The sequence below is a fragment of the Agrobacterium sp. NPDC058088 genome (assembly GCF_042885035.1).
Taxonomy (GTDB): domain Bacteria; phylum Pseudomonadota; class Alphaproteobacteria; order Rhizobiales; family Rhizobiaceae; genus Agrobacterium.
Genome location: NZ_JBHVSU010000009.1, coordinates 89,972 through 102,589, shown reverse-complemented (window position 1 = coordinate 102,589; position 12,618 = coordinate 89,972). Strand labels below are relative to the sequence as shown.

General features: G+C 59.9%; 9 protein-coding genes and 1 pseudogene. 2 read left to right on the top strand and 8 right to left on the bottom strand.

Going from position 1 to position 12,618, the window contains the following annotated elements; translation table 11 throughout:
• Positions 1-42: 42 nt before the first annotated feature.
• The gene (locus tag ACFVTJ_RS20540; protein ID WP_386910449.1) at positions 43-2,259 is read right to left on the bottom strand and encodes a primosomal protein N'; all 2,217 of its coding nucleotides are present in this window, start codon (positions 2,257-2,259) and stop codon (positions 43-45) included.
• Between the two features lie 121 nt (positions 2,260-2,380).
• Between ACFVTJ_RS20540 and ACFVTJ_RS20535 the strand changes: the two genes are divergently transcribed.
• The gene (locus ACFVTJ_RS20535) at positions 2,381-3,328 is read left to right on the top strand and encodes a tyrosine recombinase XerC (protein ID WP_386910448.1); all 948 of its coding nucleotides are present in this window, start codon (positions 2,381-2,383) and stop codon (positions 3,326-3,328) included.
• Positions 3,329-3,408: 80 nt separating this feature from the next.
• Complete coding sequence (locus tag ACFVTJ_RS20530) at positions 3,409-4,506, top strand: TraB/GumN family protein (RefSeq protein ID WP_386910447.1); 1,098 nt, start codon at positions 3,409-3,411, stop codon at positions 4,504-4,506.
• On the opposite strand, the pseudogene ACFVTJ_RS20525 reads toward ACFVTJ_RS20530, so the two are convergent.
• The 7 genes and pseudogenes from ACFVTJ_RS20525 to ACFVTJ_RS20495 form a co-directional block, all read right to left on the bottom strand.
• Positions 4,490-4,978: pseudogene (locus ACFVTJ_RS20525) on the bottom strand (DUF2867 domain-containing protein). The gene ACFVTJ_RS20530 and the pseudogene ACFVTJ_RS20525 overlap by 17 nt on opposite strands.
• A 79-nt stretch (positions 4,979-5,057) precedes the next feature.
• Positions 5,058-5,558, bottom strand: a complete 501-nt coding sequence (locus ACFVTJ_RS20520; protein ID WP_386910446.1) for a cytochrome b — start codon at positions 5,556-5,558, stop codon at positions 5,058-5,060.
• Positions 5,559-5,685: 127 nt separating this feature from the next.
• Positions 5,686-7,092 carry a dihydrolipoyl dehydrogenase gene (gene lpdA / locus ACFVTJ_RS20515; protein ID WP_386910445.1) on the bottom strand — a complete coding sequence of 469 codons (1,407 nt, stop codon included), beginning with the start codon at positions 7,090-7,092 and terminating at the stop codon, positions 5,686-5,688.
• Between the two features lie 64 nt (positions 7,093-7,156).
• Complete coding sequence (locus ACFVTJ_RS20510) at positions 7,157-7,798, bottom strand: LysE family translocator (RefSeq protein WP_386910444.1); 642 nt, start codon at positions 7,796-7,798, stop codon at positions 7,157-7,159.
• A 12-nt stretch (positions 7,799-7,810) separates the two neighbouring features.
• The gene (locus ACFVTJ_RS20505) at positions 7,811-8,224 is read right to left on the bottom strand and encodes an MAPEG family protein (RefSeq protein WP_386910443.1); all 414 of its coding nucleotides are present in this window, start codon (positions 8,222-8,224) and stop codon (positions 7,811-7,813) included.
• A 70-nt stretch (positions 8,225-8,294) separates the two neighbouring features.
• The gene (gene odhB / locus ACFVTJ_RS20500) at positions 8,295-9,527 is read right to left on the bottom strand and encodes a 2-oxoglutarate dehydrogenase complex dihydrolipoyllysine-residue succinyltransferase (RefSeq protein ID WP_386910442.1); all 1,233 of its coding nucleotides are present in this window, start codon (positions 9,525-9,527) and stop codon (positions 8,295-8,297) included.
• 53 nt (positions 9,528-9,580) lie between these two features.
• Positions 9,581-12,577, bottom strand: coding sequence for a 2-oxoglutarate dehydrogenase E1 component (locus ACFVTJ_RS20495; RefSeq protein ID WP_386910441.1), 2,997 nt, complete (start codon positions 12,575-12,577; stop codon positions 9,581-9,583).
• Positions 12,578-12,618: the final 41 nt, after the last annotated feature.

The window sequence follows — 12,618 nt, the reverse complement described above, 5'->3', positions numbered from 1 at the left end:
ATGACACGGTCATGACAGCGGGAAAACGCCCGTTGGCGAGTTTCAAAGGAAACTTTGCGGATCTATATCGAGCTGCACGTGGACGCTGCCGCGCTCTTTCGGGCCATTGGCCAGCAATGTGCGAAGGAAGGTCTGCATGTCGGAATTGCGCCGCCCGTGCGCGAGAAGGCGGAAACGGTGACGGCCGCGGATCAACGCCAAGGGTGCCTCCGCCGGGCCGAGCAGCATGATGCCGGTAACCTGCGGGGCGGCCGCCCTCAGACCTCGCGCATGGGTTTCGGCTTCTCCGCGCGTATCGGCCGAAACGATGATTGAGGCAAGCCGTCCGAAGGGCGGTAGCACGGCCTTTTCGCGCTCCACGATCTCCCTTTCGTAAAAGGCAGAAGCATCACCCGAAACGATGGCCTGCATGACCGGGTGCTGCGGCTGATAGGTCTGGAGCAGGCCATGGCTCTTACGCCCCGTTCGTCCGGCTCGCCCCGTCACCTGCGAAAGCAGCTGGAAAGTTCGCTCCGCCGCCCGCGGATCGCCGTTGGCCAGGCCTAGATCGGCATCGACGATGCCGACGAGCGTCATCAGCGGGAAGTTATGCCCCTTGGCGACGAGCTGCGTGCCGATGACGATATCCGCCTCCCCTTTGACGATCGCCTCCAGTTCCAGCCGCAGCCGCTTGACGCCCATGAGATCGGAAGAGAGTACAATGGTGCGGGCATCGGGGAAGTGTTTCTCCACCTCTTCGGCGATGCGCTCCACCCCCGGACCGCAGGCCACCAGATGATCGAAGGTGCCACATTCCGGGCAATGGTCGGGGGTGGGCTCGCTGTGGCCGCACTGATGGCACTGCAACTGATTGCGGAACCGGTGCTCCACCAGCCAGCTGGAACATTGCGGGCACTGAAAGCGATGGCCGCAGACGCGGCAGAGCGTCAGCGGCGCATAACCGCGTCGATTGAGAAACAGCAGCGCCTGTTCACCCTTTTCGATCGTCTTGCCGATCCCGCGCAGCAGAACGGGAGATAGAAAACCTCCCCGCTCTGGCGGATGGCGACGCATATCGACAAGATGCAGGTCAGGCATCGCCGCATCGCCGAAACGCGTATGCAGGTGAATAGTGTTGTAACGCCCCGAGCTGCCGTTGACCTGGCTTTCCACCGAAGGCGTGGCCGAAACCAGCACGACCGGGAATTCGGCGATCCGCGCCCTCACCACCGCCATGTCGCGGGCATTATAGAAGACGCGATCTTCCTGCTTGTAAGCGGGGTCGTGCTCTTCATCGACAATAATAAGACCAAGATTGTCGAACGGCAGGAAAAGCGCCGAACGCGCTCCGGCCACCACCTTCACCTCGCCGGTCACCGCCTGCCGCCAGACCTTTTCGCGCATCCGCGGCGACAGGTCCGAATGCCATTCGGCCGGTTTCGCGCCGAAACGATCCTGAAAACGCTCCAGAAACGCCGCCGTCAACGCGATTTCGGGCAGCAGGATGAGGACCTGCCTGCCTTGCCTGAGCGTTTCGGCCACGGCCTCAAAATAGACCTCGGTCTTGCCAGAGCCGGTCACGCCATCAACGAGCGAGACGTGAAAACCGCCCTTGCGCACATCTTCGAGTATCTCCGAAGCGGCCTGTTTCTGCGGTCCTTCCAGACGCGGCTCGACATAATCAGGGTCAGGCTCGGGCACCACTGGCGGCGCGGGCAGGAAGATCGTCTCGAACACGCCCTGTTTCACAAGCCCGTCAATAACGCTGGTTGAAACACCGGCAGCATGGGCAAGCCCGCTCTTCGTCCAGCCGTGCCCTTCGGCCGCCAGCTCCATCACCCTCTCGCGGGCCGGGGTCAGGCGCTCCGGCCTGCCCTCGGTCAGCCGCAGCCCCTCGATCATCGGTTCGGGATCGAAAGCGGCGGGCGCCCGCAATGCCATGCGCGCCACGAGGCCGGGCGGAGAAAGCGTGTAGGCGGCGACCCAATCCACAAAGCGGCGCATTTCCGCCTTCAGCGGCGGGCACTCGAAACTCTTGGTGATGGGCCGCAGCTTTTTGGGGTCAACACCCTTTTCGCCAGTATCGTCCCACACCACCCCGAACACCTGCCGGGGACCAAGTGGCACCTGAACGACGGAACCAGTTTCCACCACCATATCTTCAGGCACAGCGTAGCTATAGGGCCCGGGCGCCGGCATGGGCACAAGAACGGGCACCGTGCGCGTGGGCGACGGCGGGTCGAACAGAGCCCCAAACAGATCGGACGAATCTTTTGCCATGATGTGGCGACCATGCCCCGGCGACAGGAAAAAGGAAACCGCCCGGATGTAGTGGGCGCGCCCCGCAAAGTCCACCTCTTAACCAAATGCTGACCATAAGCGCTTAGTTTCGAATCGTGGAATGGAGCGCCGCGTGACCGAAATCCTGACATTTGCCGAACCCGATCTGCTCGCCGAGCGCCAAGCCTGGCTGACGGCGCTTGCAGGCGAGCGCCGCCTCTCCGACAACACCGTGGAAGCCTATGAGCGCGATACGCGGCAATTTCTGACGTTCCTGACCGGCTACATCGGCAAACCAGCCTCCATAGTCGATATTGCCGATCTGCGCCCCGTTGATCTTCGCGCCTTTCTGGCCAACAGACGAAAGGAGGGCGCCGGCGCGCGGTCGCTTGGGCGGCATCTGGCGGGTCTGCGCTCGCTGCTGCACCACCTGCAGAAAAAGGGACTCGTCAATGCGGCCGGCGCCACTGCAATGCGCGCGCCAAAACAGCCGAAATCCCTGCCGAAGCCGCTGACCGACCGTCAGGCGCTTAAAATCACCACGGCCGAGGCACAGTTGAACGAAGAACCCTGGATCGCAGCCCGCAACGCTGCGGTCCTGTCGCTGCTTTATGGCTGCGGTCTTCGCATTTCCGAGGCGCTGGGTCTTACCCCGGCCGATTTCCCACCCGGAGCGCGGAGCCTGCGCATCACCGGCAAGGGCAACAAGACGCGGATCGTGCCGCTGCTCGCAGTGGTGACGGAAGCGGTCGATACATACAAAAAGCTCTGCCCCTTTGCCCTGTCGGCCGACGAACCGATGTTCCTCGGGGCACGCGGCGGCAAGCTTCAGCCTGCGATCATCCAGCGTGAAATGCAGAAGCTGCGCGGCGCTTTCGGCCTGCCGGAAAACGCCACCCCGCATGCGTTGCGCCATTCCTTCGCCACCCATCTTTTGGCCGGCGGTGGGGATCTGCGCACCATTCAGGAACTGCTCGGCCATGCCAGCCTCTCCACCACCCAGGTCTATACCGGTGTCGATACTGCAAGATTGCTGGAAATCTACGACAACGCGCACCCTCGCGCATGAAGCAGGAAATGGTTAACCATAGATATTAACCAGACGTCCAAACCGCCGTTCTATAAGCGAACAAGAACCGGATTGGACCGATGAACAGCCTGATAAAACCTCAAAATCTCACCGCCACCCTGATGGGCAAGACAGGCGACGCCCTGCTCTGGCTGCTGGCCGCCCTCCATGTTACCGCCGTTGCCATCCTGCTCATGACCTTGCTGTCACTCAGTGAAGCGGGGGCCACAGAGCGGAAGATCACCTGCACGGGCAGCGATATTCTCGTGGAGATGCGCAAGACCGATCCGCAAGCTTTCGCAAAGATCGAACAGGAAGCAGCCGCGATCCCGAACGGCAAGGGCAATTTCTGGCGCATCGAAAAGGCCGGCACGGCCCCATCCTATCTTCTTGGCACCATGCATGTCACCGATCCGCGTGTTCTGGAGATGCCTGCGGCCGCCAGCCCCGCCTTCGAGAAAGCCACGACCGTTATCGTGGAGTCGGACGAAATCGTTGACGATAAGAAGGTCGCGACCTCGCTGCTGAGCAAGCCCGAACTCACCATGTTTCTGGATGGCAAATCGATTACCGACATCCTGTCGCCCGATAATGTTGCGCGCCTCGAAAAAGGCCTGAAGGAGCGCGGCATTCCGCTGAATGCGGTCTCGCGCATGAAGCCCTGGATGCTCTCAAGCTTCGTTGCCCTTCCCGCCTGCGAGTTTGCCCGCAAGGCAACGGGTCTTTCCTTTCTCGACAAAAAGCTGGCCGAAGACGCGATTGCCGACGGAAAGCGTCTCGTCGGGCTGGAGACCATGGTCGAACAATTGACAGCCATGTCTGAACTGCCGATGGAATTTCATTTGCAGGCGCTGATCGAGACGCTCGAACTGGGCGACCGCATGGATGACGTAATGACGACCATGACCGATCTCTACGTCGCCGGCGATATTGGCATGACCATGCCCATGCTGAAAAGCCTGGACCCCAAGAAGGCAGCGGCAGAAAACGAACAGGGCTATGCCGCCTTCGAACAACGCATCATCACCGACCGCAATCATGTCATGGCTGACAGGGCCACACCAGAACTTGCCAAGGGCGATGTCTTCATGGCCGTCGGCGCGCTGCATCTCCCGGGCGAGGAAGGCCTAGTCGAACTGTTGCGCGCAAAGGGTTTCACACTCACGCGGGTTGACTGAACCACTCAGTTTCCTGTGCTGACAGGCCGGACATTGGCGCAGAACGGCCGCATCGTCGCCGGCACGATACGGCGGTGAAACGGCCCGACGGCAAGAAGATAGAGCCGCCCGAACAAGTTCTTGCGCCGGACGATGGTGGTGACATTCACCAGCTGGTGGCTACCTTTTCTTCGAGATCAACGACGATCCGGAAATCGAGATGACGGTCATCGAAACCCAGCACTGTCCGCTCCCGGCTTGACGACAGAACCGGAAATCCACCCGCCGAAGCGCCGGCCACCAACTCGACCGTTTTTAAGCCGAAAAGCGAGACGACAGGGTTTCGAAGTGCCATCAGCGCGCTAATCCATGCCGGAGGATGATCGAGGAGAAGCCTGCTCACATCGAGCGAGGTCGCTCCCGGCGTCATCATGTCCCCCTGAAAGCGATCGCACCAGTCGGCGCCCGGCAATACATCTTCGATGTTTCGCATCCCTGAACCCCAGCCGCACGCTGCGACAGGGACCACCATCTTCTTTTTCCGTCGAACAGAAAACGCGACAAACCGCCGCTCAACCGTGGGTCATGCGCTTTAGAACATTGGTGCGCCAGTAGAACTGGTGAACCAGAACGGCGGCGACATGGCCCGCAATCAGCACCCACATCACAGCCTTGAAGGGACCCGAATGCAACTCTCCTGCCGTTGCAATACCAAAGTAATAAGCAGCAATGCCGGAAAGGGGCAGAATGAAGAACAGGACATAGAAGGTGAAATGCGCCACCTTGGCGGCAATCTTAAACGGTCGCGGTTCTTCAGCTGGATGCGGCGGCACACCTTGGAAGAAACGCAGACAGAGGCGCAGAACCGCGAGCAGCAGGACTGCAAAGCCGACATAGGCGTGAATATTAGCCGAGGAAATCTGATCCGACGTCAATGTTTCACCCCGCCGCATCTGCCGGTAGGCATGGGCCATGGCGTCAGGAAACAAAAGGTTGAAGAAGATCAGAAGCGCCATTGCCCAATGAATGACACGCTGCGGAATGGAGAAGGAAACTTGAGTAGGATGCGCCATTTTATTGCCTTTTATCAAAAGGTTAGACAGGCCGTAGCGCGAGTATGGGAAACCCCGGCCTGCATGGCAAGCCGGGGTTCAGCAGATGACAGAAATTTAATATTCGAGCGTCGGGCTTAAACGCCGATCACATGTGGATCGGCTTGAAGAAGGTCGCGAGCGCTGCTTCCTTCACCGCTTCCGACATGGTCGGATGCGCATGGCAGGTGCGGCCGAGATCTTCCGAAGAACCGCCGAATTCCATCAGCACCGTGATTTCGTGGATCATTTCGCCGGCACCGAAACCAACGATATGACCACCGAGAACCCGGTCGGTTTCCTTGTCGGCAAGGATCTTCACGAAACCATCCGTAACCTGCATGGCGCGGGCGCGGCCATTGGCGGTGAAGGGGAACTTTCCGACCTTATAGGCGATGCCGGCCGCCTTAAGTTCTTCTTCAGTCTTGCCGACGGAAGCCACTTCCGGCTGCGTATAAACGACGGCCGGAATGACATCGTAATTGACGTGGCCGTGCTGGCCCGCGAGGATTTCAGCAAGCGCAACGCCTTCGTCTTCCGCCTTGTGCGCCAGCATCGGGCCCTTCACCACGTCACCGATGGCGTAGATGCCGTCTACATTGGTCTTGAAGTGGCCGTCGATTTCGACGCGGCCGCGGCTGTCGAGAACGACGCCAGCTTCCGCGAGGCCGAGGCCTTCGGTGTAGGGCTTGCGGCCGGTGGAGATGAGTACAACGTTTGCTTCCAGCGTCTCGGCAGCGCCGCCCTTGACCGGCTCAAACACTACCTTCGCGCTAGCGGCGGTCTTTTCAACACCCGTCACCTTGGCGCCAAGCTTGAAATCGAGGCCCTGCTTGGCGAGCAGACGCTGCGCCTGCTTGGAAACTTCACCATCCATGCCGCCGAGAATGTTGTCGAGATATTCGACAACGGTCACCTTGGCGCCAAGACGCGACCAGACCGAACCGAGTTCGAGGCCGATCACACCGCCGCCGACGACGATCAGCTTTTCCGGAACCTTGGAGAGAGCGATTGCGCCGGTAGACGACACGATGACGCTTTCATCGATATCGACCTGCACACCGGGAATGCCGGCAACGTCAGAACCCGTTGCGATGACGATGTTCTTCGCTTCGATTTCCTGTGTCTCGCCCTTCTCGTTGGTGACAGAAACCTTGCCGGCGGAAACCACCTTGCCGGTACCCTGGAACGCATCGATCTTGTTCTTCTTGAACAGGAAGGCAACGCCATCGACATTGGCCTTCACCACGCCGTCCTTATGGCCCATCATCTTTTCAAGATTAAGCTTAGGCGCAGCAACTTCGATACCGAGCGAATCGACGCCGTGGGCGACATGCGCGAAGGTTTCGGAAGCATGCAGCAGCGCCTTGGAGGGAATGCAGCCGACATTGAGGCAGGTGCCGCCATAGGTCGCGCGCTTTTCGATGACAGCGACCTTCAGGCCGAGCTGTGCCGCCTTGACCGCGCAAACATAACCGCCGGGGCCTGTGCCGATTACAACTACATCATATGCCATATCTTTGTTCCTGATTGATATCGGGCAGGATTTTGAACCGCCCTGCTTCCGTTTGACCTGAAACTCAGGCCGCTTTTTCAGTTGCGAGTTTTATACCGAGAGCGATGAAGACCACACCGCTGGTGCGGTCGATCCATTGGCTGGCGCGCTGAAATGCAGCACGCATGCGCGGCGTCGTCATGAACAGGCTGACGCCGACGAACCACAGGATAAGGCAGCTTGCCATGACGAGCCCGTATCCGAACTTGATGCCAACAGGCGTATGCGCGTGAACCACCGTCGAAAAGATCGACAGGAAGAAAAACACCGGCTTGGGATTGAGCGCATTGGCGGCAAAACCGAGCGTGAAAGCCTTGAGGGCCGTCTGGCTGCTTTTCGTCTGAACGCCCTCAGCTTCAGCGGCGGGCAATTCGGTCTTGCCGGCGCGCAGCGCCTTGATGCCGATGTAAATCAGATAGGCAACGCCGAGCCATTTGACGATGTTGAAGAGATAGATCGACTGGGAAATGATGAGGCCAAGTCCGAGGATCGTATAGGTGACGTGGAACATCAGCGATGTTCCCACGCCGAAGCTGGTAATGATGGCCTGCTTGCGCCCGTGTACCATCGCCTGGCGCATAACCATCGCCAGATCTGCGCCCGGCGATACGATTGCAAAAGCGAAGATCGCCATCAGGGATGCAAGTTCGACAATATATTGATGCATCACGAGCCGCCTTCAGAACATCAGCACGATAAACATGAGCGCCAGACCAAGCATGGAGCCCAGCCAGACGAACGAGCGGATATAAGGAACGCCCGTGAGATAAAGCGGGATATAGACAACACGGCAGATCAGCCACAGCCAGGCACCGATAAGCGCTAGCCCGGATGGGTCACCCGCCATGATAACGCCGAAGGCGAGTGCCACAAAAGCCGGATAGGTCTCCCGGAAATTCGCCGATGCGCGCGAAGCGCGACCGGAGAGCTTGCCCTGTGGCTTCTGCTCACCGTCTCTAGGACCGGCATTCCATTCGCGCCCCAGTTCTTTGGTCGCCGTCATCCCCTGTAACAGGACATGCACGACGAGAAGAAGAACGCTTAGACCGATAAGCGGTAAAAAAGGCGAAGCGGCAAGAAATGTCGGCTGCACGTCTGCTCTCCCAGGTGGTCTTTCAGCGGGGCTTCACTTGAAACCCCGCTGAAACGAAAAGCAAGACCGATTAAAGATCGAGAACCAGACGTTCCGGATCTTCGAGGCTCTCCTTGACGCGAACGAGGAAGGTCACGGCTTCCTTGCCGTCAACGATACGGTGATCGTAGGAGAGCGCCAGATACATCATCGGACGGATGACGACCTGACCGCCGATGGCGACCGGACGCTCCTGGATCTTGTGCATGCCAAGAATGCCCGACTGCGGCGCATTGAGGATCGGCGACGACATCAGCGAACCATAGACACCACCATTGGTGATGGTGAAGGTGCCGCCCTGCATGTCGGCCATGCCGAGCGAACCGTCACGCGCAGCCTTGGCAAGACGACCGAGTTCCTTTTCGACGCCAGCGATGGACAGCTGGTCTGCATCGCGGATGACAGGGACAACGAGGCCTTTGTCGGTGCCGACAGCCATGCCGACGTGACAATAGTTCTTGTAGATGATGTCAGTGCCGTCGATTTCAGCGTTGACGGCAGGCAGTTCCTTCAGCGCGTGGGTCACGGCCTTGGTGAAGAAGCCCATGAAGCCGAGCTTGACGCCATGCTTCTTCTCGAACACGTCCTTGTAACGGTTGCGCAGGTCCATGACCGCGCTCATGTCCACCTCATTATAGGTGGTCAGCATGGCGGCAGTGTTCTGGGCGTCCTTCAGGCGACGAGCGATTGTCTGGCGCAGGCGGGTCATCTTCACGCGCTCTTCGCGAACCTGATCCTGCTCGGCGGAAACCGGACGGGGAGCGGCAGCAACCGGAGCCGGAGCGGCGGCGGGCGCCGAAACGCCCTTGGCGACAGCAGCGAGCACATCGCCCTTCAGCACCTGACCACGCTTGCCCGAACCATCGACCTGATCGGCAGACAGGTTGTTTTCAGCAAGCAGCTTGCCAGCGGCAGGTGCCGGCGGCATGGCGCTGGCGGCAGAAGCAGCGGGAGCCGGAGCGGCGGCCGCGGCAGCAGCAGGCTTTGCCGGTTCGGCAGCCGGTGCAGAAGTTGCAGCGCCGGCGGCACCTTCGGCGATCTGGCCGAGAAGCGCGTCGAGACCGACGGTTTCGCCGTTCTGCGCAACGATTTCGGTGAGAACGCCGGACGCAGGCGCCGGGACTTCGACGGTAACCTTGTCGGTTTCCAGTTCAACGAGAGGTTCGTCGGCCTTGACGGTGTCGCCGACCTTCTTGAACCAGGTGCCGACGGTCGCTTCGCTGACGGATTCGCCGAGGGTTGGTACGCGGATTTCAGTGGCCATGATCTAGTTCCGTTATTCGGGTGTCTTTTGTGCGGGGCGATGCGGGAGAGTTCTCACTCTCCCAGCGCGTCTTCCAGGAACGCAGCAAGCTGCGCCAGATGCTTGGACATCAGGCCGGTCGCCGGAGAGGCGGCAGCCGGACGGCCCGTGTAACGGACCTTCTGGTATTTGGCGTCGATATGCGCCAGGACCCATTCCAGGTAAGGATCGATGAACGACCACGCACCCATGTTCTTGGGCTCTTCCTGGCACCAGACCATCTCCGCATTGCGGAAACGCGACAGCTCGTTGATGAGCGCTTTGGCCGGGAACGGATAGAGCTGTTCGACGCGCAGCAGGTAGATATCGTCGATACCGCGCTTTTCGCGCTCTTCGAGCAGATCATAATAGACCTTGCCCGTGCACATGACGACGCGACGGATTTTCGAATCCTTCTGCAGCTTGATCGGGCCGTCCTTGATGACCTCGGCATCGTCCCACAGGAGACGGTGGAAGGAGGACTCGCCTGCAAGCTCGGCCAGCGAAGAGGTGGCGCGCTTGTGGCGCAGCAGCGACTTCGGCGTCATCAGGATCAGCGGCTTGCGGAAGTCGCGCTTCACCTGGCGGCGCAGGATGTGGAAGTAGTTTGCCGGCGTCGTGCAGTTGGCAACCTGCATGTTGTCTTCGGCGCACATTTGCAGCCAACGCTCCAGACGGGCGGAAGAGTGTTCCGGACCCTGACCTTCGTAACCATGCGGCAGAAGGCAGACCAGACCGGACATGCGCAGCCACTTGCGTTCACCCGACGAGATGAACTGGTCGAACACGACCTGTGCACCGTTGGCGAAGTCGCCGAACTGGGCTTCCCAGAGCGTCAGCGCATTCGGGCGGGCAAGCGAATAGCCATATTCGAAACCGAGAACGGCTTCTTCCGAAAGCATCGAATTGATGACTTCGTAACGGGCCTGTGTCGGCGCAAGGTTTGCCAGCGGGATGTAGCGTTCTTCGGTTTCCTGATCGTAGAGAACCGAGTGACGCTGCGAGAAGGTGCCGCGTTCGCAATCCTGACCGGAAAGGCGGATCTTGTGGCCGTCGACGACGAGCGAACCGAAAGCGAGCGCTTCCGCCATTGCCCAGTCGATGCCTTCGCCTGTCTCGACCATCTGCGAGCGGTTTTCCATGAAACGCTGGATCGTGCGGTGAGCGCTGAAGCCTTCCGGGATGGTCGACAGCTTCTTGCCGATCTCCTTCAGCTGCTTCATCGGCACGCCGGTCTTGCCGCGACGCTGCTCATCGGCATTGTCGGCAGCGCGCAGACCCGACCACTGGCCATCCAGCCAGTCGGCCTTGTTCGGCTTGTAGGACTGGCCCGCTTCGAATTCCTGCTCGAGATGAGCGCGCCAGTCGGCCTTCATCTTCTCGAATTCGCCTTCGTTCATCAGGCCTTCGGCGATCAGACGGTCGGCATAGATGCGCGCGACGGTCTTGTGGCCACGGATGACCTTGTACATCTTCGGCTGCGTGAACGCCGGCTCATCGCCTTCGTTATGGCCGAAGCGGCGATAGCAGAACATGTCGATGACGACAGGCTTGTGGAACTTCATACGGTATTCAGTGGCAACCTTGGCCGCATAGGTCACAGCTTCCGGATCGTCACCGTTGACGTGGAAGATCGGCGCTTCGATCATCTTGGCAACGTCCGACGGATAAGGCGACGAACGCGAGAAGGCCGGGTTCGTCGTAAAGCCGATCTGGTTGTTGATGATGAAGTGCATCGTGCCGGCAACGCGGTGACCGCGCAGACCGGAAAGACCAAGAATTTCAGCAACCACGCCCTGACCCGCAAAAGCGGCATCGCCATGCAGAAGCAGCGGCAGAACCTTGGCGCGCTCGGAAAGCGGAATGATGTCGCCGTCCCACTGCTTGGCCAGCTGGTCCTGCTTTGCACGGGCCTTGCCCATGACGACAGGGTTGACGATTTCAAGGTGCGACGGGTTGGCCGTCAGCGACAGGTGAACCTTGTTGCCATCGAATTCGCGGTCGGAGGAGGCGCCAAGGTGATACTTCACGTCGCCCGAACCTTCGACATCGTCAGGCTTGAACGAGCCGCCCTTGAACTCGTGGAACACGGCGCGGTGCGGCTTGCCCATGACGTTCGTCAGAACGTTCAGGCGGCCGCGGTGAGCCATGCCGAGCACGACTTCTTCCAGACCTTCCTGGCCGCCGCGCTTGATGATCTGCTCCAGCGCCGGGATGAGCGATTCACCGCCATCGAGACCGAAACGCTTGGTCCCCTTGAAACGCACGTCGAGGAACTGTTCGTAACCTTCGGCTTCGACCAGCTTCGACAGGATTGCCTTCTTGCCTTCGGCCGTGAAGGCAACGCCCTTATCCGGACCTTCGATACGCTCCTGGATCCAGGCCTTCTCTTCCGGGCTGGACATGTGCATGAATTCGACGCCGATGGTGGAGCAGTAGGTGCGCTCCAGAATATCGATCATCTCGCGCACGGTCGCATATTCGAGGCCGAGCACGTTATCGATGAAAATCTTACGGTCGTAATCGCTTTCCTCGAAGCCGTAGGACTTCGGCGAAAGCTCGTTATAGTCCTCGACGGCAACGGCAATGCCGAGCGGATCGAGCTTGGCATGCAGATGGCCGCGCATGCGGTAGGCGCGGATCATCATGATGGCGCGAACGCTATCACGGGTCGCCTGCAGCACTTCCGCCGGGCTGACAGCCTTGCCAGTATCCGCGCTCTTGGCTTCCGCCTTGGCCTGAACCTTCTTTTCGATGGCCTTTTCGACCGTGGCCCAGTTGCCATCAAGCGCGGAAACCAGGTCGCCATTCGCCGGGATAGGCCAGTTGGCGCGCTTCCAGGAGGCGCCCTTGGCCGCCTTCTTCACATCTTCCGGATTATCGGACAGTGCCTTGAAGAAGCTCTGCCACTCCGGCGACACGGAAGAGGGGTCCTCTTCGTACCGGGCATAGAGCTGCTCGATATAGGCTGCATTCGCGCCGTCCAGAAACGACGTGATCTGAAACTGCTCGTTCGCTTCTTGCCTTGCCATTGTGTTCTTGCGGACTTATCCGTCCGCCTCCTCGATGCCGT

Bases quoted from the DNA above. Each gene is read 5' to 3' on its own strand.
- ACFVTJ_RS20540 (WP_386910449.1), bottom strand. From the start codon at position 2,259: ATGGCAAAAGATTCGTCCGATCTGTTTGGGGCTCTGTTCGACCCGCCG.
- ACFVTJ_RS20535 (WP_386910448.1), top strand. From the start codon at position 2,381: ATGGAGCGCCGCGTGACCGAAATCCTGACATTTGCCGAACCCGATCTG.
- ACFVTJ_RS20530 (WP_386910447.1), top strand. From the start codon at position 3,409: ATGAACAGCCTGATAAAACCTCAAAATCTCACCGCCACCCTGATGGGC.
- ACFVTJ_RS20520 (WP_386910446.1), bottom strand. From the start codon at position 5,558: ATGGCGCATCCTACTCAAGTTTCCTTCTCCATTCCGCAGCGTGTCATT.
- lpdA (WP_386910445.1), bottom strand. From the start codon at position 7,092: ATGGCATATGATGTAGTTGTAATCGGCACAGGCCCCGGCGGTTATGTT.
- ACFVTJ_RS20510 (WP_386910444.1), bottom strand. From the start codon at position 7,798: ATGCATCAATATATTGTCGAACTTGCATCCCTGATGGCGATCTTCGCT.
- odhB (WP_386910442.1), bottom strand. From the start codon at position 9,527: ATGGCCACTGAAATCCGCGTACCAACCCTCGGCGAATCCGTCAGCGAA.
- ACFVTJ_RS20495 (WP_386910441.1), bottom strand. From the start codon at position 12,577: ATGGCAAGGCAAGAAGCGAACGAGCAGTTTCAGATCACGTCGTTTCTG.